This is a genomic window from Marinobacterium sp. xm-a-152 (assembly GCF_013282965.1).
Taxonomy (GTDB): domain Bacteria; phylum Pseudomonadota; class Gammaproteobacteria; order Pseudomonadales; family Balneatricaceae; genus Marinobacterium_E.
The window spans coordinates 14100-39310 of record NZ_WBYI01000005.1; the positions used below are offsets into that span (position 1 = coordinate 14100).

The window sequence follows — 25211 nt, forward strand, 5'->3', positions numbered from 1 at the left end:
GCTCTTTTCTAAATTAACCTCTTAAGGGGCCTGTTTCAGCCAACGAAGCGTCATCTCTGGCGCTTCTGCGTTGAGCTGAGCCAACACACCCGGTAGCAGCTCTTCCAACTGCTGATCGAATTGCCAAGGGGGATTGATCAGCAACATTCCAGATCCGTACATACCCCGCTCTTTGGGCTCTGCCACGATAAACTGTGAATCCAACACTCCAACATCCGGCAGCTGTCGAACCATCGCCTTCAGCATATTCTCATGGCGGTTAGCTGCCAGCAGTGGATACCAGACAGCAATTTGACCATTGGGCCAGCGTTTCATTGCCTCTCCGACAAAGCTCGCCACCTGTTGATACTCCTCTTTCACCTCATAAGCGGGGTCGATCAATAGAAGTCCTCGATTAGGTTTAGGGGGGAGTAGTGATAAGACTCCTTCATAGCCATCTCGGTGGTGCACCCCAACATTGGCAAACAGGCGCATATTGCGCTTTAACTCTTTAACCTCTTGTGGGTGCAGTTCCATTAGATGAATCTGATCCAGCTCACGTGTATTTAGGGCCGTCAGTGTCGGTGATCCAGGGTAGTGAAGAAGCTGATCAGATTGAGACACTTCAGCGATGACTGACAGGTACTGCTGAACAGCTTCCGGCTGTTTTTGCCCCCACAGCTTGGCCACCCCATCACGAAACTCACCGGTCTTCTGCGCCTGCTCTGACGAGAGGTCATATAACCCACGACCCGAGTGCGTCTCTAAATAGCTCCAAGGTTTCGCCTTTTTATTGAGCGCATTCAGTAGAAGTTGAAGGGTGAGATGTTTGTGAACATCGGCAAAGTTTCCGGCGTGAAAGCCGTGTTGATAGCTAAGCAAGGAGGTGCCTCAAAATTTGGTAGAAGCGCAATGATAGCGGTTTAAATAGCGGTTTCACAATAACGGGGTCTGACAGAAGGCCAGACCCCGATTTAGCACCGTAGTAGAGCTAGCGGAAGGTGAATTCACCGTCCGCCACATCGACCGCAATTTCAGCTCCAGGCATGAAGTCGCCTGCCAATAGACGCTGCGCCAATGGGTTTTCGATCCACTGCTGAATCGCACGTTTGAGTGGCCTTGCACCATAAATTGGCTCAAAACCGACCTCCACCAACTTATCCATGGCCGTTGATGTCAACTTGAGTCCCAGATCATGCTCAGCAAGGCGTTTACGCAGACGCTCCAACTGAATGGTTGCGATGCCTGCCACCTGCTCTTTGCGCAAGCTGTGGAACACGACAACTTCGTCGATACGGTTGATCACTTCCGGTCTAAAGTGGGTACCCACCACTTCCATGACCGCACCTTTCATCTGCTCATAATCCTGATCATCGCTGTAACCCGCGATCAGATCCGAGCCTAGGTTCGAGGTCATCACCACGATGGTATTGCGGAAATCGACGGTACGACCCTGACCATCAGTCAAACGACCATCTTCTAACACCTGCAACAGGATATTGAAGACATCGGGATGCGCCTTTTCGACCTCGTCTAACAGTAGGACTGAGTAAGGCTTGCGACGAACCGCTTCGGTTAGATAACCGCCCTCTTCATAACCTACATAGCCTGGAGGTGCACCAATCAATCGAGCAACCGAATGTTTCTCCATGAACTCTGACATGTCGATGCGCACCATCGCCTCTTCGGTATCAAACAGATAGCTGGCTAGCGCTTTACACAGCTCAGTTTTACCAACACCAGTAGGGCCTAAAAATAGGAAGCTACCGTTCGGGCGATTCGGATCAGCCAGACCTGCTCTTGAGCGGCGCACCGCATTCGAGACGGCTTCAACCGCCTCACCCTGACCGACGACTCGCTTGTGCAGCTCTTGCTCCATGCGCAGCAGTTTGTCACGCTCGCCCTCGAGCATTTTATTGACTGGAATACCGGTCCAGCGTGAGACCACTTCAGCCACCTCCTCTTCGGTGACTTTATTGCGCAACAACTCCGTTTGAGCCTCAGATTCATCTTCGCTATCGGCCGCTTGCAATTGCGCCTCTAACTCTGGAATCTTGCCGTACTGTATCTCTGACATTTTCGCCAGATCGCCTGCACGACGTGCCTGCTCCATCTCGATACGGGCCTGGTCTAACTGCTCTTTAATCTGCTGAGAACCCTGCAGTACCGCTTTATCCGCCTTCCAGATCTCTTCTAGATCTGAGTACTCTTTCTCTAGAGCACTGATGGTCTCTTCGAGCTCTTCTAAGCGTTTTTTAGCCGCTGAATCCTTCTCTTTTTTCAGCGCCTCACGCTCCATCTTCAACTGAATTAGACGACGCTCCAGACGGTCCATCTCTTCCGGTTTGGAGTCCATCTCCATACGGATACGGGATGCCGCCTCATCGATCAGATCGATCGCTTTATCAGGCAACTGACGATCGGTGATGTAGCGTTGACTCAGCTTTGCAGACGCGATGATCGCAGAATCAGTGATGTCGACGCCGTGGTGTACTTCGTAGCGCTCTTTAAGACCACGTAGAATCGCAATCGTATCCTCTTCACTCGGCTCATCAACAATCACCTTCTGGAAGCGACGCTCAAGCGCTGCGTCCTTCTCTACATACTGACGATACTCATCCAGAGTAGTCGCGCCCACACAGTGCAGCTCACCGCGTGCTAATGCAGGCTTCAGCATGTTACCGGCATCCATCGCACCGTCGCCCTTACCGGCACCGACCATGGTGTGAAGCTCATCGATAAACAGAATGATTTGCCCTTCCTGCTTAGAGAGCTCATTAAGGACCGCCTTCAATCGCTCCTCGAATTCACCGCGGAACTTTGCACCGGCTATTAGAGATCCCATATCGAGCGACAGCACTCGCTTATGTTTCAGCCCCTCTGGCACTTCGCCGTTGATGATCCGTTGCGCGAGGCCCTCAACGATGGCGGTTTTACCTACGCCCGGCTCACCAATCAGTACAGGGTTGTTTTTCGTGCGACGCTGGAGCACTTGAATGGTGCGACGAATCTCATCATCGCGCCCAATCACCGGATCAAGCTTGCCGCTCTCTGCCCGCTCTGTTAAATCAACACAGTATTTATCCAGAGCTTGACGGCTCTCTTCTGCATTAGGATCCATCACCGCTTCACCTCCCCTTACCGCATTAATCGCTTCAACCAGTTTCTCTTGTGTAAGACCCGCAGCCTGCAAGACTTTCCCGGCATCACCTTTATCACTCAGCATAGCCAGTATGACGAGCTCACTCGCCACGAACTGATCGCCGCGCTGCTGAGCGAGTTTGTCGGTTAGATTGAATAGACGAGCCATATCTTGAGATAGGCGAATATCACCATCGGGCGAACTGACCACTGGCAGTCGCTCAAGCGCCTCACCCACTTTACGGGTTAACTGCGGCAGCTCCGCACCAGCCTGCTTGAGCAGGGGACGAATTGATCCACCACTCTGATCGATCAACGCAGCGAGCAGGTGGATAGGTTCAATCTGATTATGATCCTTACCGACGGCCAATGACTGAGCATCTGACAGTGCTTCCTGCAATTTTGAAGTAAATTTATCTGGGCGCATCTTAGCCTCCACTGATAGCGGCCTCCCGAAGCAAGGCCTATGAATGTTCCTATCTTTTATGTGAGGGTAAGTCTGACTATTTCAAGGGGCTTAATAAAACTTTTACGACATTATTTTAACTATTTAACACCTCTCTATTTGACGCGCGGTAACTCTAACCAACTGGTGGTGTAACGCGGAGAGAGCATTTCACGCTTCATATCCCAAGGATTTCGGTCGATACGACGGGCAAACTGTACACGACCTGTTTTATAGTTAATCTGATCCAGGGTAGTCATCAACGCTTCACTGCGACTCTCCCCGTCCGCACAAAATAGCGTCTGCTGCTGAAGCTTTGGATCGTAAAAGTCGCTCAACATCACACCCGCTTTGGCAAACTGATAACCACCTAACCAGATACGCTCTATCAGGCGCATCGAAGCGGCCAATAGCTGTCGCGTATCATCCGTTGGCTCTACCAGTCGTTCGCTGGTGGAGTTGGCATACTGCGGCTGACTCTTTGCAAACGGACTGGTGCGCAAAAAGACCTGCAGATGCTGAGCCACCTGCCCCTCTTTACGCAGCTTCTCTGCAGCACGAGTAATAAAACCGGCAATCGCTTTGCGCATCTCCGCTAGCTCGGTGATGCGTTCACCAAAGGAGCGCGACACGACAATCTGCTTCTTGACCGGCGGGGTATCGTCAAAGGGGATACAAGAGACCCCGTTAAGTTCAGACACCGTCCGTTCCAACACAACCGAGAAGTGTTTTCGTATCCATTTAGGGTCAGCATCGGCAAGATCCAATGCACTCTTAATGCCCATCGACTCCAGACGTTGACTGATACGACGTCCGACACCCCAGACATCACCTACCTCGGTCATCGCCATCAACTTACGCTGTCGTTCGACCTCGGTTAGATCAACAACACCGCCCGTAGAGAGGTACTTTTTGGCCCCCTGATTGGCCAACTTCGCCAAGGTTTTAGTGGTCGATATGCCAACGCATACCGGTATACCAACCTCTTTCTCCACTTTGCTTTTAGTGAAACGACCAAACTCCAACAGTGAGTAGTTCTTCTGCAGCCCCGACAGATCCATAAAGGCTTCGTCGATTGAGTAGACAAACACTCGCGGGGCGATCGATTCCAGCGTATTCATAACACGCGCAGAGATATCACCGTAGAGTGTGTAGTTTGACGAGAAGGTGCAGATACCGTGCTGCTCTATCAGCTCTTCAATCTGAAACCGGGGCACTCCCATTTTGACGCCTAGGGCTTTCACCTCGGCACTGCGCGCAACAGCACAACCATCATTATTAGAGAGCACCACCATCGGCACTCCCTGCAGGTCTGGACGAAACAGTCGCTCGCAAGAGACATAGAAGTTATTGCAATCGACCAGCGCGATCACTTGCGACACTACTTCAACACCCTGACAACACTGACCACCACACCAAACACCTGCAGCTCACTCCCCTCTTTTAACTCGATGGGCGAGTAGCGTCGATTCTGTGGAACCAGACGCACGCGTGGACGTAGCTGCAGCGTCTTCACCGTCATCTCACCGCTGACACTGGCAATCACCACGTCACCATGCTGAGCGGTCAGCGATCGATCGACCACCAAGACATCCCCCTTGTAGATACCCACACCGTCCATAGAGTCACCATCGACACGGACGAAATAGGTGGCATTGGGGTGCTTAATGCAGAGCTCATTAAGACTCAACGTCTTATCAATATAATCTTGAGCCGGTGATGGAAACCCAGCCGGAACACTCTCTGTATAGAAAGGAATTTTTAAATGGTCAGCGGTAAGATCGACCGCATCAGCTATCTGCGTAATCGCCATCGTTAATACCTAATCAATCGATATATACTGTATGGATAAACAGTATATATCGACTACTAAAAATTAGGCAATCTGATTATCGGATTTTATGAGTTGAGTGAGGCTTGCAGCTCTGACACGAGAGTCTCGACCAGCTGCGCAGCGGGCATGGATCTCGCCAACCCAGCACCCGTGCCAGCCCAGTGTGCGGCATACCCCTCGTCGCCCTGTGCAGCAGCGGCTGTAGCCAACTGCTTCATCGCATCATAGGTCAGAGGGTAATCGGGAATATCCTCTCTGTTGTCAGGCTCAATCTCTGTATGGGCTCGATTGATAATGCCGCGAGCCGGTCGACCGGAGATGGCTGATGTGATCTCGGTGTTAACCGCAGCGCCACGACTTAGATTGGCTCGATATCCAGCATTGGCCGAAGATTCAGGGCAGAGCACAAAGGCTGTTCCCATCTGCACAGCCACAGCGCCAGCACTCAACGCGGCGGCAATATCAGCCCCTGTCATAATGCCGCCTGCGGCAATAATTGGCTGTTCAACAAAAGAGGCCAACTGAGTGACCAGATCCATTGTCATTAGCCGTGAATCCTGGTGAGGATCGAAGAGACCGCGATGCCCACCTGCCTCAACACCCTGAGCCACCAAAGCATCAACACCCGCAGCAATCGCTAACTGCGCTTCGCTCAACGAGGTGACACAGGCCAGCGTCAGGACACCCCTGTTTTGTAACTGCTTAATCCAAGCGGCCTCGGGCAGACCAAAGTGAAAGCTGACAACCGCAGGCTGCTCTTCTAACAGCACCGCCAACATATTGGGATCATCTAGGAAGCTTAGGTAGATCTCATTCAATTGAGCGGGTGGATTCGCGCCGAAACGATCAAAATGCGGAGTTAGGCGCTCAATCCACGCTTGCTCGACCTGAGCACTACGCTGAGGTTGCTGATGGCAAAACAGATTGACGTTGAACGGTTGATCCGTCAAAGCCCGCGTTCTCTGGATCAATTGACGCGCGGTATCAGCATTAACAGCTCCAACCGCAATAGAGCCCAACGCCCCTGCATTAGAGACCGCCGCGGCCAGTTCAGGTGTCGACACACCCGCCATCGGCGCCTGAATAATAGGATGGGTAATACCGAGCCCAGCCAAACCGGAGCTATTCATCATCGTCCATCCAAATTAGGCTAGCCATACGCCCCGTTTGAGCTTGGCGACGGTAAGAGAAAAAGCGCTCTGAATCGGTGTAAGTACATAAACCGCCGCCAAAAATCTGGCGAACACCGGCTCTGTTTAGACGCAATCGAGCTAGGCGGTAGATATCGGCCATCCAGCGTTCATTATGCGAGGGGCTGGGCTTAAACGCGTCAGGCGACTGGGCCAGATCGTCGACGAAACGGTCATACACCTCCTGACCCACTTCAAACGCATCGGGACCAATCGCCGGCCCCATCCACACCATGACCTCAGACGGATCATCAAACTGCGAAAGAGTCTGCTCTAACACACCTTCCGCTAAACCACGCCAGCCGGCATGCGCAGCTGCCACTTTGCTACCTGATCGATTAGTAAATAGTACAGGCAAGCAGTCTGCCGTCATGATGACGCACGCAACGCCCGCCTCTGTTGTGTAGCAGGCGTCCGCTTGACGAATCTGTTGATCTGGGAACGCCTCAACCACTTCAACACCGTGAACCTGCTTCAGCCACTGTGCCGGTTTCACTAGAGAGAGTGAATTCAGAAGAGACTGACGGTTATCCAAAACGGCTTGGGGGTCATCCCCAACGTGATCACCTAAATTAAGCTGATCAAACGGCGCTGAGCTGACACCACCCTGGCGCGTCGTACAGAGTGCTTTAATGTTCGGCGGTGCCGGCCAGTCAGCCCAGATTAAGTTCATAGCTCGTAATCGTATTTCGTCGCATCTTTATCAAGAACGCTCAGCAGGCGCTGCATATCGTCTGGAAGATCGATCTCCCAGCTGCAGTGTTCACCGGTGTAAGGGTGCCAAAGCTCCAACTTTTTCGCATGCAGCGCTTGGCGACGAAACCCTTTCAACGTCTGCACCATACGCTCGCTGCAGTTCTTTGGCAGACGGAAACGACCACCGTAGAGTGGATCGCCGACCAATGGATATTTAATGTGCGCCATGTGAACGCGAATCTGGTGCGTACGACCTGTCTCAAGCTTCAGGCGAATGTGAGTGTGTGAACGAAACTTCTTCAACACGCGGTAGTGTGTGATCGCCTCTTTACCCAGCCCCACAACCGCCATTTTAAGACGGTTCTTACTGTGTCGACCCATCGGCTCATCAACGGTACCACCACCAATCATGACACCCTGAACAACCGCTTCGTATTCGCGACCCATCGAACGCTCTTGTAGCTGCTCAACCAGATCTGTTTGCGCTTGAATCGTTTTAGCCACAACCATCAGGCCGGTTGTCTCACGATCAAGGCGATGCACAATACCGGCCCGCGGTACCTGAGCTACCTCTGGGGCGTGATGCAACAGAGCATTCAACAGTGTTCCTTCGGCATGACCCGACGCAGGGTGTACCACCAAACCCGAGGGTTTGTTCAGCACAAGAATGTGTTCATCTTCAAACACGATATCGAGCGGGATATCCTCACCCTTATGCTCTTCAATGACTGCGATTTGAGCGTCGACGACAATCTTTTCACCACCGGTCAGCTTGTCGCGCGTACGCAGCACTTTGCCATCAACGGTCAACTCCCCCTCTTTTATCCACCCCTGCAGGCGTGAACGGGAGTAGTCGGGAAAGATCTGCGCAACGGCTTGATCGAGTCGTTTACCGTAGAGTTCATCGGGTACAACGGCTTCAAGGTGAATATGTTCTGACATTATTGCTCTATCTGGCTCTAAGAGTGTTTTGGTGAGCTAAGCTCTGTGTTTAAATAAGGAATATTGAATAGTATATCTCAATAGAGATCGCAGCGCTGAACCGCTGTGCATAGATTAGGATGTAAACATGCGTTTTAACCGACTGATTCCCGCTCTTTTCGCTGCCACCCTACTGGTGGGTTGTAGTAGCAATGGGGAGAAAATAGAGCCAGATGTTCCTGAGGAGCAGCTCTATGAAGAGGCGCTAAGTGCAATTGATGCGGGCAATAACCAGCTCGCGATCGAGAAACTACAACTTCTTGAAGCGCGCTACCCATTTGGCCGTTACTCTGAACAGTCACAGCTAGAGTTGATCTACGCACACTTTAGAATGAACCAAAACACCTCTGCTGCAGCCGCAGCCGATCGATTCATTCGTCTGCACCCTAATCACGACAACGTCGACTACGCCTACTACATGAAAGGGTTAAGCGCCTTTGAAGCCGAGCGCTCTTTCTTTGCTAAATACCTACCCATTGATGTGGCTCAGCGTGATCCAGGTGCAGCACGCGACTCGTTCGACAGTTTTACAACCTTGATTAACCGCTTCCCAGACAGCGAGTACGCCGCCGACGCGCAACGTCGTATGCAGTACCTCAAAAACCGTCTAGCCACCTACGAAATCCACGTCGCACTCTACTACATGAAACGTCAAGCATGGCTGGCAGCCGCAAACCGTGGTCGTTACGTGGTTGAGAACCTACAAGAGACTCCGGCAACACCGGATGCCTTGGCAATCATGGCAGAAGCTTACACTGAGCTTGGACTGACTGAACTGGCCGCTGATGCGAGTACTGTCTTGGCAACCAACTTCCCTGACTACCAGGTTCGCTCATTCAAAGCACCACGCAATGATCTGATCTACACCGCAAGCTTTGGCCTGCTCGGTGAAGGGACAGAACTGGCGGAGCCGATTCAACCAACCAGCTCACTGGCTCAACCGGTGCGTGCCGATGAAGCGCCAGCGACAGAGGCGACTGACACATCAGAGCAAGCAGATGAGGAGCGTTCTCTATTCGATCGCATCACCTTCGGACTGTTCGAATAGTCAGAAAAAAGATAGAAGAAAGGCGACCATTAGGTCGCCTTTTTTATGCGTTCGACACTCTAAATTGAGTGGCTAACAGTGGGTGGCTTAGCCAACCCACTTACGTGCATTACGGAACATACGCATCCATGCACCATCTTCACTCCAATGATCTGGAGCCCAAGAGTTCTGTACGGCACGGAACACTCGCTCTGGGTGAGGCATCATGATGGTGACACGACCGTCGGCAGAGGTAACACCGGTAATCCCCTCTGGTGAACCGTTCGGGTTCGCTGGGTAGTTCTGCGTCAATTCGCCGCGGTTATTTACATAACGCAACGCCACGGTACCTGAACCACTTAGATTAGCCAGATGCGACGCATCGGCAAATTCAGCGCGACCTTCGCCATGTGCAACAGCGATTGGCATACGCGAACCTTCCATACCCGCTAGGAACAGTGAGTTCGATTTCTGCACTTCAACCATCGCCACACGAGCTTCAAACTGCTCAGACTCATTGCGCACAAAGTGTGGCCACAGCTCAGCACCTGGAATCAGTTCGTGTAGGTTAGAGAGCATCTGACAACCGTTACAGACACCCAGTGCGAAGCTGTCTTGGCGCTCGAAGAAGGCACTGAATTGATCACGCGCACGGTCATTAAACAGAACCGATTTCGCCCAACCTTCACCTGCTCCCAGTACGTCACCGTAAGAGAAACCACCACAAGCGACCAAGCCTTTGAAGCGATCCAGCTCAATACGACCCGCAAGGATGTCACTCATGTGAACATCAACCGTATTGAAGCCAGCGCGATCAAACGCGGCAGCCATCTCAATTTGACCATTAACGCCCTGCTCACGCAGAACAGCCATCTCTGGACGAACCCCAGTAGAGATAAAGGGTGCGGCAACATCTTCATTCACATCGAACGAAAGGTCAGCATTCAGACCAGGATCTTCAGCATCCAACAGCGCGTCAAACTCCTGCTTGGCACAGTCTGAGTTATCACGTAGCGATTGCAGCTGGTAAGAGGTCTCTGCCCACCAACGCTGCAGTGTCACTCGGCTTTCAGAGTAGACCTCTTCATCATCGAAACTGATGTTCAACAGATCATCAGGATTCAAAGCACCAACCACTGATGCGATCTCACCGATACCAGCCGCATTCAACTCAGTCAGTACCTGTTCTGTATCTTCACGCTTAACCTGAACGACCGCACCGAGCTCTTCCGCAAACAGCGCCGCTGCAATTTCAGACTTATCAGATGCTAGAAGATCTAAACTCAAGTCAACACCAGTGCGACCAGCAAACGCCATCTCTGCAATGGTCGCTAGGAGGCCACCGTCTGAACGGTCGTGGTAAGCCAGCAGTAAACCTTGCTCATTCAGGCCTTGAATGGCGGCAAAGAAGGTAGAGAACTGATCCGCATCATCAAGATCTGGAACATCAGCGCCCACTTCGTTAAATACCTGCGCTAGTGCCGATAGGCCCAAGCGGTTTTTACCCTGCCCAAGATCCAACAAGATCAGATCCGTTTCACCTTGATCCGTGCGAAGCTCAGGTGTCAGTACACGGCGAACATCAGAGACGGGTGCAAAGCCAGAGATCACCAATGAGAGTGGTGATGTCACAGATTTCTGCTCATCAGCATCCTGCCATACAGTACGCATCGACATCGAGTCTTTACCCACTGGAATCGTAATACCCAGTTCAGGACACAACTCCATACCTACCGCGCGAACGGTATCGTACAGCTTCTCATCTTCACCAGGGTGACCTGCAGCACACATCCAGTTGGCTGACAGCTTCACATCACTTAGGGCTTCAATCGGTGTGCCAGCAAGGTTGGTGAGTGTCTCACCAATCGCCATACGACCAGATGCAGGGCCATCAACCACAGCCAGTGGTGTACGCTCACCCATTGCCATCGCTTCACCGGTGTAACCGACAAAGCCTGTCGAGGTTACTGCACAGTCGGCAACAGGTACCTGCCAAGGTCCAACCATCTGATCACGAACAACCTGACCAGTAATCGAGCGGTCACCAATGGTGATCAAGAAAGATTTAGAGGCAACTGCTGGCAGCTTGAGAACACGTTCAACCGCTTCAGCCAGTTTAATGTTGCTGCTATCAAACGCAGGCACTTCGTACTGTGCGCGAGTAACCGAACGGTGCATTTTAGGCGGTTTACCAAAGAGCACGCTCATTGGTAGATCAACCGGTTTATTTTCAAAGTGTGTGTCGTTCAGAGTGAGGTGGTGATCTTCTGTCGCTTCACCGACTACAGCATAAGGACAACGCTCACGCTGACAGATCTCTTCAAAACGCGGAAGATCCGCCGGTTTAACCGACATCACATAACGCTCTTGCGCTTCGTTACACCAGATCTCTAGCGGAGCCATTCCTGGCTCATCGTTGTTGACGTTACGTAGCTGGAAGTAACCACCACGACCACCGTCTTTTACCAATTCTGGGAATGCGTTCGAAAGACCACCTGCCCCTACGTCGTGGATAAACTCGATCGGGTTGGCTTCACCTAGCTGCCAACAGCGGTCAATAACCTCCTGACAGCGACGTTCCATCTCTGGGTTGCCACGTTGAACAGACGCAAAATCAAGATCGGCTGATGAACTGCCTGAACTCATTGAGGAAGCAGCGCCACCACCGAGACCGATCAACATTGCAGGACCGCCTAGACAGATCAGTTTAGAACCAACCTCGATCTCACCTTTTTCAACATGGTCAGCACGGATATTACCCATACCACCGGCCAGCATGATCGGTTTGTGATATCCACGTACCTCTTCACCGTTTGCGCCAGGTACCGATTGTTCAAAGGTGCGGAAATAACCGTTCAGGTTTGGACGACCAAATTCGTTATTGAACGCCGCGCCACCAATTGGACCTTCGATCATGATATCGAGTGGCGACACAATGCGTTCAGGCTTACCGTATTTCGACTCCCATGGTTGCTCAAAACCAGGAATGTTTAGATCAGAGACCGTAAAGCCGGTTAAACCTGCTTTAGGTTTAGCACCACGACCTGTTGCACCTTCGTCGCGAATTTCACCGCCAGAACCCGTTGCAGAGCCCGAAAAAGGCGCAATAGCGGTTGGGTGGTTGTGGGTCTCAACCTTCATCAGGATGTGTACAGGCTCATCATTGTAGCCGTACTGTTGAGATTCAGAGTTCGGGTAGAAACGCGGTGCCTGCCAACCTTCGATAACAGCCGCGTTATCTTTGTACGCTGATAGAACTTTTTCGCCGCCTAGCTCATTGGTGTTCTTGATCATACCGAACAGAGATTTCTGCTGCGCTTCTCCATCGATATCCCAAGAGGCATTGAAGATCTTGTGACGACAGTGCTCTGAGTTCGCCTGTGCAAACATCATCAACTCTACGTCAGCTGGGTTACGGCCTAGTTCTTTGAAGCTATCGACAAGGTAATCGATCTCATCTTCAGCCAGTGCTAGACCCAATGTTTGGTTAGCGGTAGCCAAGGCTTCACGACCACCGCCCAGGATATCAACACGACCCATTTCGCGTGGCTGTTCGTGTCTAAATAGTGAGCTAGCTTGCTCTAGGTCGCTCATGACCGCTTCAACCATGCGATCATGAAGCACGGCCTGAACATCGCTCAACTCTTGCTCGCTTAGCTCTGCCGCACTCTCAACGTAAAACGCCGTACCGCGCTCAATACGATCAATCGCATCCAAACCACAGTTATGTACGATATCAGTCGCTTTAGAAGACCAAGGTGAAATAGTACCTGGGCGAGGAACAACCAGAATAAGTTTGCCTTTGGGATCTTGCTGATCCGCTTTTGGCCCATATCGTAGGATACGCTCAAGAATTGAGTGTTTCTCAGAACTCAACTCAGAGTTCATATCGGCAAAGTGAACAAACTCCGCATAAAGTCCGGTAACTGACGGAACTTTTTGGCTAACAGCGTTAAAAAGCTTAGCGTGACGGAAGGCAGAAAGAGCTGGAGCTCCGCGCAAAACGAGCATGGTTTCAGAGGCCTCTTGGTGATCCTGCGAATCAGGCGTTGGAAAACGTGCAATTTTAGCGCAAACTGACGCAATTAGGGAGAGCTAGCAGCTAATCAATACGAATGTTTATCCTTCGACAAGCACCAAGATTAAGACCGTATATCTATACTGCCGGCATTCTGTTTCTGGCGGTTTGGATTGTCTTGACCAGTGCTAACCGAAAACCGCTGATCGAACAGATAACAGATAGAGGCTATCTACGTGTCGTTTCACTTGCAGCCCCCCTATCCACACTCGATATTGATCAGACTCGCACAGGCTTTGAGTATCAACTTGCGACTAACTTTGCCGATCATCTAGGTCTAGGTATCGAATTCGTCATTGCCGAGGATCACCAACATGTTTTTCAGGCTCTGCGTGATCGTCGAGCCGATATTGCAGCTGCCAATCTTCACCTAACGCCATCTCGAGAGTCGATATACCAGCCCCATCCAAGCTATCGCGACAGCCGCACACTGATCATCTACAGAAAGACCCAAGGATTCAAGCGCCCTAAATCATTCGCTGATATCAAAGAGGGCAAGATTCTTGCTTTGGATGGCAGCGCCGAGGCGGCCCAACTGCTCAGCATCAAACCCGATATAGAGGTTGATCTTTTGGAGGAGCTCAATCATCTAGATCTGATGACACTGCTGCAGAACCGAGAGGCCACCTTCGCGGTTGTACCTTCCGATCTTTTCAGTCGCGTGAAAAGCTATCACCCCGAGTTAGCAAAAGCCTTTGAGATCCAAAGCGATGCTCCTGCTGTTTGGTACTCGCTAAAAAGTGAAGATCAAACTCTAAACCAAGCCGTAAGCGATTGGTTAGAAAAACCCGAATCCAAGAGGCTGATTGAGCAGCTCAACAGAGACTCTACCCCACCCAAAAATCCCCTTAACTTTGTCGAGACACACGCTTTTCGCATGGCACTTGAGGAGCGCTATAAGCCTTTAAACCCCTACTTCGTTGAAGCAGGCGAGTTGGTTGGGCTCGATCATCACATTCTCGCCGCGGTGGGCTATCAAGAGTCGCACTGGGATGAGGATGCCGTTTCTAGCACAGGCGTGCGAGGCATCATGATGCTCACGCAAGCGACAGCAGAAGAGATGGGGGTTGAGGAGAGAACAGACCCCAGAGAGAGCATCATCGGGGGTGCAAAATACCTGAGAAAAATGGAAGAAAAAGTGCCTGATCGTATTCCAGAGCCCGAACGACTTTGGTTAGCCATGGCCGGTTATAATGTTGGCTTTGGACACCTAGAGGATGCTCGCATACTGACTCAACGTGGCGGCAAAAATGCTGACAGGTGGGAGGATGTAGCGCAGTTTTTACCACTACTTGAAGATCCAGAGATTGCGGCCAAAACCCGTCATGGAGAGGCTCGCGGTAGTGAACCCGTCACCTATGTGAACAACATTCAAAAGTATACGCAGATCATTGAACCGTTCAGGCGGTTGAATCAAAACCGTTCTATCAAACTTAAACCTCTGGATTAGAGGCCTCGCCAAACTTGTTGAGCCTGGCTTGTCGCTTTTCATCTCGACGGCGTGCAAAGAAGTCACTGATCATTGATGAGCACTCATCTGCCAGTAACCCACCCTGCACTTCCACACGATGATTGAGCCAAGGCTGAACAAAAAATTGAGCTTGGCTAGTTGCCACCCCCGCTTTGGGCTCCAAGGCTCCGAACACCAATCGCTTGATACGAGAGTGCACAATGGCACCAGCACACATAGAACAGGGTTCGATCGTTACATAGAGCGTTGCATCCACAAGGCGATAGTTCTCAAGACGATTAGCAGCATCCCTGAGGGCTTGGATCTCTGCATGTGCTGATGGATCACAGCCGCTGATTGGACGATTAAAGCCACGACCTATGACTTGATCATCAAGGACAACAATTGCACCCACAGGCACTTCGTTGTGCTCACCCGCCTGCGCCGCTAGCTCAAGCGCCTGCCTCATCCAATACTGATCGTCCACATTACGTCCTAAATTTTAAAACCCTATGGTAACTTGCACCCCAAAAACAAAAAAGCCGCACAGTGTGCAGCTTTAATCTGATGTTTTGCTTTTAACGAGCGATTACTCAGCTTTCAGCTGGTAAGTAGAGCTACGAGGCCCTTCAACACGCTTAATCAACTCAACATCTTCAAGTTTTTTCAATGACTTAAAGAATTGCGAGCGAGAGACTTTAATCCCTTTTGCAATCGCAGAGTCAGCAAAGACTTCGTAGCTAAGAGAGGCTTTAGCCGTATTTTGATCAGCCACTTCCCAAAGCATGTTAAGAACTTGACGGTCAGAATCAGTCAACGAATCCAAACCCAGCTCTTTTGAGGTTGAATCAATTAGCTTGATCAAACCTAGATAAAATTTCAAAGTGCTCATACAGAGTTCCTTTAATTATTCAGCAGGAACTTCGGCCTTAACAGCCTCTCACTGCTATCAACTTGTGCATTATAGCAGACTTATTAAACCTAGCAATCAACTAAGGTATTCCACATCGCGAAATTGACTAAAAAGTCAGTTTACCTGCTTCTTAATAGGATTCACTAGGTGTTTCTTAGACAGCATCAACAGAGTCAGTACGAGCAGAGTACCTAGCAAGTCACCTACCAAAAATCTAAACGACAACAGTCCGATCGACTCATTAGTGAACAGTAGAGTATGCAAAAGTGCATTAAATAGTGATGATACAAAAGCGACAGCCAGAACAATTCTGAACAGAACCAATTTAGAGTCGTCAGCAATGGGCAGGGGCGCCAACAGTGGTGCAAGTCGATTAAAGTTCCAAATAACCAATGGAATAAACATCACCAGTGTACTAACTAGGGCATCTAAAGCGATCGACGGTGTCGGAACCGCCCATATCACATAGGCCATAAGATGGGCGGTAAAAATCGGTAGAAGCGCTCGATAACCAGACAACACCACCATCACCGTTTTAATGCCGTGCGGAATATAAAGAAAGCTAGCCGCTGAAGCAGGCAGTAGATAGGACTCTAACGGAAAGATCACTTCATATTGGATAAGCAATCCAACAGAGAGTAGCGCAAACAACGTAATCTGCAGCACAACTAATCACTCACTCTATGAGCAATTCGAGACAATAGACTCCAAAGCAGAAGAGCCACGAATATACCCAACAGATCACCCGTTAAATATCGAAACGCCAAAAGCGTTACACCGCTCTCGCTATACCAGGCCGCATTCGCCAATGCATTAAGAAGTGCAGCAATCAAACCAACCGAGAAGGTCAGCCGAGTCATTTGAGGCAATGAGAACCCTGATCCCATTACACCCGATAAGAGTGGACGTTGCGAGACGTAGTTAAACATCAACATCGGTATTAACATGACAACCGAGCTAACAAACGCAGAGAAGAGAACCCTTCCGGCATCGACTCCGATCAGGATATCGGTCGTTAAATGAGCTAAAGCGATAGGTAAAACCGCAACCGGTCCGACCAAAACGATCAACAGCGCTTTGATGCCATGAGGAAGAAACAGAAGACTGGCTGGACCTTCTGACCAGTGAGACAGCAACACAGCCTCAGCAGGCCAAATGACCTGGTACTGAAGCAGCATAGAGACCATTAAAATGAGATATCCAAAGATTAATGGTTTCATCTGCTTCATCCCTAAACGCTCAGTCGACCCTTAACCAAAAACTGGGTAGCCCAGTTTCATATGAGCCATGGCTATGGCACCAAACAGAACAGCCGTAACGATGGCGGCAATCAGTTCACGAACAAGACTCGTTGGTCGTTTTTCAAGTTCAGGCTTACCCGCTTTATTAATCAGTATCACGCTGACTACGGCCCAAGCGAGCAGACCACCAAACAGAACAAACGACGCGCTGTCACCATTAACCATCAAGTGCGCAATTGCCCAGGTTTTAACAGCGCTCAGTTGCAAGTGACGCACACGATTTGCCAATGCACTTTTAACGACTGAAACGACCATTAGGTAGACAGCCAACAGCATCAACAGGTTATTGATACCGACCATCGCGGGGTTGCGACCCCAGTAGTGAGTCGTCTCAACCTGTTGATAGCCGAATACCATCATTAACACTGAGATCAGAATCGCAACAGCGATCAGGCCTTTTCCAAGATTGCCTAAAGAGGCCCTAAAAGCGGGTGCTATGCGCTTAAGAAGGTGCGCTAATGACCAGAGAAAAACACCTGAACTTAAAAGAAACATCGATTATTCCCACTCAATGGTTGCAGGTGGTTTGCTCGAAACATCGTATGTCACACGAGAGACCTGCGGAATTTCGTTGATGATACGGCTAGAGACTGTTTCAAGCAGTTCATAAGGTAGGTGAGCCCAACGAGCGGTCATGAAGTCGATCGTTTCAACGGCACGAATCGCAATGACCCATTCGTAACGGCGGCCATCACCCACAACCCCTACGGACTTAACGGGTAGGAATACGGCAAAGGCTTGGCTCGTTTTATGGTACCAATCCGCTTTATGCAGCTCTTCGATAAAGATCGCATCCGCTTCACGAAGAATGTCGGCATACTCTTTCTTAACTTCACCCAAAATACGAACACCGAGACCAGGGCCTGGGAAGGGGTGACGGTAGACCATATCGTAGGGAAGACCCAGTTCAAGACCGATCTTGCGAACTTCGTCTTTAAACAGTTCACGCAGTGGCTCAACCAACTCAAATGCCATATCTTCAGGAAGACCACCCACGTTGTGGTGCGACTTGATCACATGCGCCTTGCCGGTCTTCGAGGCAGCCGACTCAATCACATCCGGGTAGATGGTGCCCTGAGCCAAGAAGCGACACTCAGTTAGTTTAGCCGCCTCATCATCAAATACTTCAATGAAGGTATTACCGATAATCTTACGTTTCTTCTCAGGATCCGCTTCACCTTTAAGACGACCCAAGAAGAGATCTTCAGAATCAGAACGAATAACACGAACACCCATGTTGTTCGCAAACATCTCCATGACCTGATCGCCCTCGTTCTTGCGAAGAAGTCCGTTATCAACAAAGACACAGGTCAGCTTATCGCCGATCGCTTTATGCAGAAGCGCTGCAACCACAGAGGAATCGACACCTCCCGATAGGCCAAGCAATACTTTATTGTCACCCACCTGAGCTTGAACACGCTCAACCAGATCCGCAATGATATTGGCCGGCGTCCAAAGTGCTTCAGTACCACAGATGTCACGGACAAAACGCTCAAGAATACGCAGACCCTGTTTCGTATGAGTCACCTCTGGGTGGAACTGCACGCCGTAAAGTTGACGAGCAGGATCACACATAGCTGCAACAGGTGCTGATTCAGTCGCAGCGATGATTGAGAAACCCTCAGGTAACTCAACGACCTTATCGCCGTGGCTCATCCAGACATCCAACGACATGACACCGTTGTTTGCCATATGATCTTCGATACCTTCAAGTAGACGACTGGCGTTATCCATCAAACGGACACGTGCATAACCGAATTCACGCTCGTCCGACGAAGCCACTTTACCGCCAAGCTGTTCTGCCATGGTCTGCATGCCGTAACAGATACCCAAAACCGGAATACCCAGATCGAAAACCACCTGTGGAGCACGTGGCGAATCCAACTCCGTCACAGACTCAGGACCACCGGCTAGAATGATACCCTTTGGATTGAAGGCACGAATGTCAGCTTCGTCCATATCCCAAGCATAGATCTCAGAGTAGACGCCGATTTCACGAACACGACGTGCGATCAACTGGGTGTACTGCGATCCAAAATCTAGAATAAGTATGCGTTGCGAATGGATATCTTGGCTCATTTCTTTCTGATTCCAACTGCGGGCAAGCTGCCCTTAAAACTAAAAATGGGGCAACCTGAGTTACCCCACTGAAATTCTAACTATCGAGTCTTAACCGACGCGGTAGTTTGGTGCCTCTTTAGTGATGCTGACATCGTGCACGTGGCTCTCGCTCATACCTGCATTGGTAATACGAACAAACTCTGGTTTAGTGCGCATGGTGTCGATATCACCTGAACCGGTGTAACCCATAGAGGCGCGAAGACCACCCATCAACTGGTGTACAACGCCTGCCAGCGGACCTTTCGAAGGTACACGACCTTCGATGCCTTCTGGTACAAGCTTATCTTCACCCGCTTTCGCATCTTGGAAGTAGCGGTCTGAAGAGCCAGTTGATCCTGACATCGCACCTAAAGAACCCATACCACGGTATGACTTAAATGCACGGCCTTGGAACAGCTCAACTTCACCTGGCGCTTCATCAGTACCGGCAAGCATAGAGCCCACCATGACGGCAGAGGCGCCCGCAACAATCGCTTTGGAGATATCACCCGAGAAACGGATACCACCGTCAGCAATCAGAGGCACGCCACGCTCAGCCATCGCCGCAGCCACATTGGCTACCGCACTGATCTGTGGCACACCGATACCTGCGACGATACGTGTCGTACAGATAGAACCAGGGCCGATACCTACTTTAACGCCGTCAGCACCCGCATCCGCTAACGCGATGGCAGCATCTGCTGTTGCGATGTTACCGCCGATCACCTGTACATCTGGGAAGTTCTGTTTAACCCAACGAACACGATCAATAACACCTTTTGAGTGACCGTGTGCCGTATCAACAACAATGACATCGGCACCCGCTTCAGCCAGTGCTGCAACGCGAGCTTCTGTATCCGCACCAGTACCTACCGCAGCACCTACCAGTAGACGACCGCGAGAATCTTTAGCCGCATTAGGGTAAGCCTGCGCCTTGTTCATATCTTTAACCGTCACCATACCGGTCAGTTGGTACTGCTCGTTTACGGTTAGAAGTTTCTCGATACGGTGTTTACGCAGAAGGTCAGAGATCTCTTTGTGAGTCGCATCTTCACCCACCGTCACTAGACGCTCTTTGGGTGTCATGATGTTAGAGACTGGGGTGTCTAGGTTCTCTTCAAAGCGAACATCACGGCTAGTGACGATACCAACCAGGTCGCCGTTCTCAACAACAGGAAAACCAGAGAAGCCCACTTCACGAGACAGCGCGATGATTTCACGAACCGTTGTAGTCGGCTGACAAGTGACTGGATCAGTAACAACACCCGCCTCGAACTTTTTCACTCGGCGAACATTTTCAGCTTGCTGTTCGATGGTCAGGTTTTTATGAATGATGCCGATACCACCCTCTTGCGCCATAGCTATCGCAAGACGAGATTCAGTCACGGTATCCATCGCCGCAGAAACCAGTGGGATGTTGAGTTCGATACCCTTGGTCAGACGTGTTTTCAAACTAACGGCGTTAGGTAACACTTCTGAATAAGCGGGAACGAGAAGTACATCATCAAAGGTCAAAGCCTCTTCAACAATTCGTAACATTCTAAAAAACCTGTCTAAATGGGCAAAAAATTAGCCCAATATATTACTAAAATACGCCTTTTTTATCAATCTAAAGTCTCAGCAAATAGCGGCATTTTTTACCCTTTTTTCTGCGCCGCACAAAAGGATTTTTTCTGTTAAAAAGCGGCAACAACCGCTAGCATGATCGGATGAATGTTCAAACCTCTTCAAACCGAACGGCCATCGCAGTTAGCGAGCTGAATAAGCAGGTGAAATCGCTGTTGGAGAACTCGTTTCTTTCGATCAGGGTCGTTGGCGAAATCAGCAACTTAGCCAAGCCAAGCTCTGGCCACTGGTACTTCACCCTTAAAGATCAGAAAGCTCAGGTTCGCTGCGCCATGTTCCGTGGTAACAATTTGCGGGTGAACTTTGCCCCCAAGGAGGGTGACCAGGTGGTTGTCACCGGACGCGTGAGTCTTTACGAAGGGCGTGGCGACTATCAGATGATCTGTAGCGCTATGGAGCAAGATGGCCAAGGGCAACTCCAAGTCCTATTCGAAAAACTAAAGCTAAAACTGCAAGCGCAAGGGCTATTTGAAGCGGACCGCAAAAAACCGATCCCTGAACACCCTAAATGCATAGGCGTGATCACCTCCCCCACTGGAGCAGCGATTCACGACATCTTGACGGTACTCAAACGTCGCTACCCTGGACTACCCGTCAGACTTTACCCAACGGCGGTTCAAGGCAATGAAGCCACTGGGCAAATTGTTAAGGCGATTGAACTGGCAAACCGCGAAGGGATCGCGGATGTACTCATTGTGGGTCGCGGTGGCGGTTCGCTTGAAGATCTCTGGCCCTTTAACGAAGAGGTCGTTGCGCTCAGTCTAGCCAACTCAAACATCCCGACCGTTTCGGCGGTCGGGCACGAAGTCGACTTCTCCATCGCCGACATGGTGGCGGATTTAAGAGCCCCTACTCCGTCAGCAGCAGCCGAATTACTCAGCCCCAATGGCGCAGAGATATTAGCCAACATCAATCGAGCTGAGCGCGCTCTTAAACAGCGGTTTGATTGGTTATTGTCAGCAAAACAGGCACAGTTAAAGAGCCTACAACAGCGGCTTAGACACCCCGGAGAGCGTATCCGCGAACAGGTTCAGCGTAGTGACGAATTGGAGCTGAGACTGCACAGCGCGATGAACCGATTGATGCGCGACAAACGCAGCCAACTCAATCAGAACCAAAGCCAGCTTAGTCGTCTCAATCCGAGTAGAACTCTTACTGCTCATCAGGAACAGGTTAAACAACTGATGAGTCGGTTAGAGAGTCTTACGAAGAGTAAAATTGATCGACGAAAGCTGGAGCTGGCTGAAAAGGTGGGCCGCCTTCAGGCCATTAGCCCGCTAGCGACGCTTGAGCGTGGCTATGCATTGGCGACGACTGATCAGCACGAGGTGATACGCGATTCACGCCAAGTTAAGGCCGGGCAGAGTATCAATATTCGACTGCAAAAAGGCTCCATCACATCAACGGTTACAGATATCCACACCGAAACCAACGATTGATAAGCACACTAATAATTAAGGGAGAGAGTATGCGATTACCCCTGTTTCTGATGACACTGTCACTGGCTCTATTCAGCCTAACTGCAAAAGCACTGCCCACAGAGTCTCGTGTACCGGGCGGTATCGCCATCGTAGACCTAGGCCTGCCCAGCAGCGAACCTGCACCTGAAGTGACGTATGACGGTTACCGAGTGATGGTTGTCGATCAAGAGGGACAGTGGACTGCCGTTGCCGGCATTAGCCTTAAGGCAACCGTTGGCAAAGCACAGGAGCTCAAATTCAGTGGCAAGACTCTAACCTTTCAATTAGACGATAAAGCCTATCCAGAACAGCGTTTGAAGATTAAGCAGCGTAAATACGTCGAACCCGACCCCAAACAGGTTGCACGTTGGAAACGAGAGTCGGCTGAGCAAAAGAGCGCCTACAAACTGTTTACCAAAAACGAAGACCCAATACTGACTTTGGCTATGCCTGCTGAAGGCCCCTACTCCAGCGCCTTTGGACTTAAACGTTTTTTCAATGATCAGCCTCGTGCACCCCACTCTGGACTGGACATTGCTGCACCCGATCGATCACCGATTAAAGCAGCGGCTAAAGGCAAAGTAACCGCCGTAGGAGATTACTTCTTCAATGGCAATACCGTGATCATCGACCATGGCCATGGCCTATCCACCATGTACTGCCACATGAGCAAAATTGACGTTAAAGTCGGTGATCAAGTCGATCTGGGACAACAGATCGGTCTGGTAGGTGCCACCGGACGAGTGACGGGACCCCACCTACACTGGGGCGTGAGTCTGAATAACCAACGCGTAGACCCACTGCTATTCGTTCAACAGTAACGAATATGTTACCCTGCGCGCCGTTCTTAAACGAAACATTTGGATAATCATGAGCGACATTACATTAGAAACAATTGAACAGCGCGCCAGCTACGGCATTGGTCGTCAGATGGGTGACCAACTGGCACAAAACGGTTTTGACGGCGTAGACATCAACGCAGTTGCCTTTGGCCTTAAAGCCTCTTTCGCCGGCGAAGCGATGCACGTAGAACCAGAAGATCTACAAGCGGCATTCAACGAGCTGACTGAACGCCTACGCGCTAAACAAGAAGCAGAAGCCAAAGAGAAAGCGGCTGCTGGCCAACAGTTCCTAGACGACAACGCAAAGCGTGATGAAGTAACGGTGACTGAATCGGGTCTGCAATACGAAATCCTATCAGCAGGTGATGCGGATGCTGAAAAGCCAACAACGGCTAACAAAGTACGCGTTCACTACCACGGCACATTCACAGACGGTTCTGTCTTCGACAGCTCTGTCGAGCGCGGTCAACCGATCGAATTCCCCGTAACAGGTGTAATCGCAGGTTGGACTGAAGCCCTTCAGTTGATGCCTAAAGGCTCTAAATGGCGCCTATTTATCCCTTACAACCTAGCCTACGGTGCGCAAGGTTCTCCGGGCGGCATCCCTCCTTACTCAACGCTTCTATTTGACGTTGAGCTACTGGACGTTCTGTAAGCGATGAGCTTGCACTTTCATCGAAGCGGTTCTGGTGAACCGCTTTTGATGTTACACGGCCTATTCGGCAGCTGGGAAAATCTTGGCGGTCCCATCAAAGCACTGCAACAGCAGTTTGATGTCATCGCTCCCGACATGCTGAACCATGGCCGCTCTCCTCAGGTTGATCAGTTTAACTACAGCACCTTTGCAGACTCCGTCCTGGCACTGGCCGACCAACTTGGGTTGCAGCAATTTAATCTATTGGGGCACTCTATGGGCGGAAAGATCGCCATGGAGCTGGCACTGAATAATCCCGAACGAGTCTCACGATTAATCGTGGTTGATATTGCTCCCGTGCAATACCCTCACCACCACACCGATGTGTTCAAAGGGCTAAAACAGGTCCCACTGAACGAGATCAAAAGCCGAACCGAGGCTGATCAACACCTAAGTCATCACATTGACAATGCTAGTATTCGAGCGTTTCTTCTGAAGAACCTCTATCGCACAGAGGCTGGGTTTGATTGGCGAATGAACATAGAGGCACTTGAGCGCGAGTATGATCAGATCGCCAGCCCAATGAGTGAGGGGGAATACCTAGGCCCAACTCTTTTCATCAAAGGCAGCGAATCAGACTACATCAAGACTGAATACCAAAACGAGGTGGTTAAACGCTTCCCCAAAGTTCAACTCAGAATCATCGAGGGGACTGGGCACTGGCCACACGCAGAGAAGCCTGCGCTTTTTACAAAGATTGTTGAGCGGTTTTTACAGTCCTAGTGGCGCCCAATCCAACCGATCTGACTCACCCCCTTCGCTAGCGAGAGAACCTAAATAAGGCGCTGGAACCACTCTGCGCAACCACTCGATTGCTCGTTCATCAGAGTCACACTGGGCCTGTGAAACGACCCAGCCGGCCAAAGCGAGACCATCGCGACGGATCGCTTCGACGGTTAATAAGGTCTGATTGATCGCATTCTCATTTAGACTAACGACCAATATCACTGGAAAGCCCAAAGCCTGGGCGACGCTAGCCATCGACTCACGATCATTGATGGGCGCCCGCCATCCACCGACTCCCTCAACCAATGCCAGGTTAACCGAACGCATCAGTGCGCCACTCATGTAGGCTTTAATTCGATCGGCACTCATTCTAACGTCCGCCATCTCAGCAGCAATGTGTGGCGAAGTATTTTCGGCAAGCGAGAAAGGATTGACCTGAAGATAGGAGAGTTCAATGGAGGAGTAAGCCATTAAATTCAGCGCCTCTTGGCTCTTTAACTCTCCATCCACGTCACTGCATCCAATAGCAACTGGCTTGAGGCCAAGAGAGCTAAATCCTTTCTGATTAGTCTGCTTTAAAAGCGCGCAACTGAACTCATTGACGGGTGAAGAGACCTCAGTGCCTGTTACAAAAAAACGCTGTTTCATACCTTGCACTGCCCCTTTCAGTTTATGTTTGATCGGCTATTTTACAGAGTTAAAAACGCTGACTAAACTAAATTTATCAT

The 25211-nt window shown here is 50.5% G+C and carries 22 protein-coding genes; 6 read left to right on the top strand and 16 right to left on the bottom strand.

The features are described from left to right. Positions 1 to 21: 21 nt before the first annotated feature. The 7 genes from XMA152_RS05725 to rluD form a co-directional block, all read right to left on the bottom strand. Positions 22 to 861 (bottom strand): 23S rRNA (adenine(2030)-N(6))-methyltransferase RlmJ, encoded by an 840-nt coding sequence (locus XMA152_RS05725; RefSeq protein WP_173483004.1) that lies wholly within the window; start codon positions 859 to 861, stop codon positions 22 to 24. 109 nt (positions 862 to 970) lie between these two features. After that, on the bottom strand, positions 971 to 3547 hold the full coding sequence (gene clpB, locus XMA152_RS05730) for an ATP-dependent chaperone ClpB (RefSeq protein ID WP_173483005.1): 2577 nt from the start codon (positions 3545 to 3547) through the stop codon (positions 971 to 973). A gap of 134 nt (positions 3548 to 3681) precedes the next feature. Continuing rightward, a complete protein-coding gene (gene umuC / locus XMA152_RS05735; protein WP_371740264.1) occupies positions 3682 to 4947 on the bottom strand; it encodes a translesion error-prone DNA polymerase V subunit UmuC in 1266 nt (421 codons plus the stop codon). After that, positions 4947 to 5378: a translesion error-prone DNA polymerase V autoproteolytic subunit gene (umuD, locus tag XMA152_RS05740; RefSeq protein WP_173481187.1), complete on the bottom strand. Its 432-nt coding sequence runs from the start codon at positions 5376 to 5378 to the stop codon at positions 4947 to 4949. Before umuD ends, umuC begins: the two co-directional genes overlap by 1 nt. Before the next feature lie 86 nt (positions 5379 to 5464). Continuing rightward, positions 5465 to 6532, bottom strand: a complete 1068-nt coding sequence (locus XMA152_RS05745; RefSeq protein ID WP_217364010.1) for a nitronate monooxygenase family protein — start codon at positions 6530 to 6532, stop codon at positions 5465 to 5467. Next, the gene (gene pgeF / locus XMA152_RS05750) at positions 6522 to 7262 is read right to left on the bottom strand and encodes a peptidoglycan editing factor PgeF (RefSeq protein ID WP_173483006.1); all 741 of its coding nucleotides are present in this window, start codon (positions 7260 to 7262) and stop codon (positions 6522 to 6524) included. Before pgeF ends, XMA152_RS05745 begins: the two co-directional genes overlap by 11 nt. Next, entirely contained in the window at positions 7259 to 8227 is a 969-nt protein-coding gene (gene rluD, locus XMA152_RS05755) for a 23S rRNA pseudouridine(1911/1915/1917) synthase RluD (protein WP_173483007.1), read from the bottom strand. Before rluD ends, pgeF begins: the two co-directional genes overlap by 4 nt. A gap of 127 nt (positions 8228 to 8354) precedes the next feature. On the opposite strand from rluD, the gene XMA152_RS05760 reads away from it, so the two are divergent. Further along, entirely contained in the window at positions 8355 to 9314 is a 960-nt protein-coding gene (locus tag XMA152_RS05760) for an outer membrane protein assembly factor BamD (RefSeq protein ID WP_173481191.1), read from the top strand. 87 nt (positions 9315 to 9401) lie between these two features. Here the strand turns inward: XMA152_RS05760 and purL are convergent, their stop codons facing one another. Continuing rightward, on the bottom strand, positions 9402 to 13304 hold the full coding sequence (gene purL / locus XMA152_RS05765) for a phosphoribosylformylglycinamidine synthase (RefSeq protein ID WP_173483008.1): 3903 nt from the start codon (positions 13302 to 13304) through the stop codon (positions 9402 to 9404). Between the two features lie 104 nt (positions 13305 to 13408). Between purL and mltF the strand changes: the two genes are divergently transcribed. Continuing rightward, the gene (mltF, locus tag XMA152_RS05770; protein WP_256368515.1) at positions 13409 to 14821 is read left to right on the top strand and encodes a membrane-bound lytic murein transglycosylase MltF; all 1413 of its coding nucleotides are present in this window, start codon (positions 13409 to 13411) and stop codon (positions 14819 to 14821) included. On the opposite strand, the gene tadA is transcribed toward mltF, so the two are convergent. The 7 genes from tadA to guaB form a co-directional block, all read right to left on the bottom strand. Continuing rightward, the gene (gene tadA, locus XMA152_RS05775) at positions 14805 to 15308 is read right to left on the bottom strand and encodes a tRNA adenosine(34) deaminase TadA (protein ID WP_371731755.1); all 504 of its coding nucleotides are present in this window, start codon (positions 15306 to 15308) and stop codon (positions 14805 to 14807) included. The two genes, mltF and tadA, sit on opposite strands and share 17 nt — an antisense overlap. Positions 15309 to 15410: 102 nt before the next feature. Then, a complete protein-coding gene (locus XMA152_RS05780) occupies positions 15411 to 15713 on the bottom strand; it encodes a hypothetical protein (RefSeq protein WP_173483010.1) in 303 nt (100 codons plus the stop codon). Between the two features lie 135 nt (positions 15714 to 15848). Beyond that, a complete protein-coding gene (locus tag XMA152_RS05785) occupies positions 15849 to 16400 on the bottom strand; it encodes a hypothetical protein (protein ID WP_173483011.1) in 552 nt (183 codons plus the stop codon). A 2-nt stretch (positions 16401 to 16402) separates the two neighbouring features. Next, a complete protein-coding gene (locus XMA152_RS05790) occupies positions 16403 to 16954 on the bottom strand; it encodes a hypothetical protein (protein WP_173483012.1) in 552 nt (183 codons plus the stop codon). Positions 16955 to 16984: 30 nt separating this feature from the next. Beyond that, positions 16985 to 17530 carry an NnrU family protein gene (locus XMA152_RS05795; RefSeq protein WP_173483013.1) on the bottom strand — a complete coding sequence of 182 codons (546 nt, stop codon included), beginning with the start codon at positions 17528 to 17530 and terminating at the stop codon, positions 16985 to 16987. Positions 17531 to 17533: 3 nt separating this feature from the next. After that, a complete protein-coding gene (guaA, locus tag XMA152_RS05800) occupies positions 17534 to 19114 on the bottom strand; it encodes a glutamine-hydrolyzing GMP synthase (protein ID WP_173483014.1) in 1581 nt (526 codons plus the stop codon). Positions 19115 to 19204: 90 nt separating this feature from the next. Next, on the bottom strand, positions 19205 to 20674 hold the full coding sequence (guaB, locus tag XMA152_RS05805) for an IMP dehydrogenase (protein WP_173481199.1): 1470 nt from the start codon (positions 20672 to 20674) through the stop codon (positions 19205 to 19207). 170 nt (positions 20675 to 20844) lie between these two features. Between guaB and xseA the strand changes: the two genes are divergently transcribed. The 4 genes from xseA to XMA152_RS05825 are packed head-to-tail and all read left to right on the top strand — an operon-like array spanning position 20845 to position 24480. Continuing rightward, complete coding sequence (gene xseA / locus XMA152_RS05810) at positions 20845 to 22200, top strand: exodeoxyribonuclease VII large subunit (protein WP_173481200.1); 1356 nt, start codon at positions 20845 to 20847, stop codon at positions 22198 to 22200. 29 nt (positions 22201 to 22229) lie between these two features. Next, on the top strand, positions 22230 to 23042 hold the full coding sequence (locus XMA152_RS05815) for a peptidoglycan DD-metalloendopeptidase family protein (protein WP_173481201.1): 813 nt from the start codon (positions 22230 to 22232) through the stop codon (positions 23040 to 23042). A 49-nt stretch (positions 23043 to 23091) separates the two neighbouring features. Then, on the top strand, positions 23092 to 23718 hold the full coding sequence (locus XMA152_RS05820) for an FKBP-type peptidyl-prolyl cis-trans isomerase (protein ID WP_173481202.1): 627 nt from the start codon (positions 23092 to 23094) through the stop codon (positions 23716 to 23718). Positions 23719 to 23721: 3 nt separating this feature from the next. After that, positions 23722 to 24480, top strand: a complete 759-nt coding sequence (locus XMA152_RS05825) for an alpha/beta fold hydrolase (protein WP_173483015.1) — start codon at positions 23722 to 23724, stop codon at positions 24478 to 24480. Here XMA152_RS05825 and bioD read toward each other — a convergent pair. Continuing rightward, a complete protein-coding gene (gene bioD / locus XMA152_RS05830; protein WP_173483016.1) occupies positions 24469 to 25131 on the bottom strand; it encodes a dethiobiotin synthase in 663 nt (220 codons plus the stop codon). The genes XMA152_RS05825 and bioD overlap by 12 nt on opposite strands. Positions 25132 to 25211 lie beyond the last annotated feature (80 nt).

Bases quoted from the DNA above. Each gene is read 5' to 3' on its own strand.
- rluD (WP_173483007.1), bottom strand. From the start codon at position 8,227: ATGTCAGAACATATTCACCTTGAAGCCGTTGTACCCGATGAACTCTAC.
- XMA152_RS05790 (WP_173483012.1), bottom strand. From the start codon at position 16,954: ATGAAACCATTAATCTTTGGATATCTCATTTTAATGGTCTCTATGCTG.
- XMA152_RS05795 (WP_173483013.1), bottom strand. From the start codon at position 17,530: ATGTTTCTTTTAAGTTCAGGTGTTTTTCTCTGGTCATTAGCGCACCTT.
- XMA152_RS05825 (WP_173483015.1), top strand. From the start codon at position 23,722: ATGAGCTTGCACTTTCATCGAAGCGGTTCTGGTGAACCGCTTTTGATG.
- guaA (WP_173483014.1), bottom strand. From the start codon at position 19,114: ATGAGCCAAGATATCCATTCGCAACGCATACTTATTCTAGATTTTGGA.
- XMA152_RS05820 (WP_173481202.1), top strand. From the start codon at position 23,092: ATGAGCGACATTACATTAGAAACAATTGAACAGCGCGCCAGCTACGGC.
- XMA152_RS05745 (WP_217364010.1), bottom strand. From the start codon at position 6,532: ATGATGAATAGCTCCGGTTTGGCTGGGCTCGGTATTACCCATCCTATT.
- purL (WP_173483008.1), bottom strand. From the start codon at position 13,304: ATGCTCGTTTTGCGCGGAGCTCCAGCTCTTTCTGCCTTCCGTCACGCT.
- XMA152_RS05780 (WP_173483010.1), bottom strand. From the start codon at position 15,713: ATGAGCACTTTGAAATTTTATCTAGGTTTGATCAAGCTAATTGATTCA.
- mltF (WP_256368515.1), top strand. From the start codon at position 13,409: ATGTTTATCCTTCGACAAGCACCAAGATTAAGACCGTATATCTATACT.
- guaB (WP_173481199.1), bottom strand. From the start codon at position 20,674: ATGTTACGAATTGTTGAAGAGGCTTTGACCTTTGATGATGTACTTCTC.
- bioD (WP_173483016.1), bottom strand. From the start codon at position 25,131: ATGAAACAGCGTTTTTTTGTAACAGGCACTGAGGTCTCTTCACCCGTC.
- pgeF (WP_173483006.1), bottom strand. From the start codon at position 7,262: ATGAACTTAATCTGGGCTGACTGGCCGGCACCGCCGAACATTAAAGCA.
- XMA152_RS05760 (WP_173481191.1), top strand. From the start codon at position 8,355: ATGCGTTTTAACCGACTGATTCCCGCTCTTTTCGCTGCCACCCTACTG.
- XMA152_RS05815 (WP_173481201.1), top strand. From the start codon at position 22,230: ATGCGATTACCCCTGTTTCTGATGACACTGTCACTGGCTCTATTCAGC.
- clpB (WP_173483005.1), bottom strand. From the start codon at position 3,547: ATGCGCCCAGATAAATTTACTTCAAAATTGCAGGAAGCACTGTCAGAT.
- umuD (WP_173481187.1), bottom strand. From the start codon at position 5,378: ATGGCGATTACGCAGATAGCTGATGCGGTCGATCTTACCGCTGACCAT.
- xseA (WP_173481200.1), top strand. From the start codon at position 20,845: ATGAATGTTCAAACCTCTTCAAACCGAACGGCCATCGCAGTTAGCGAG.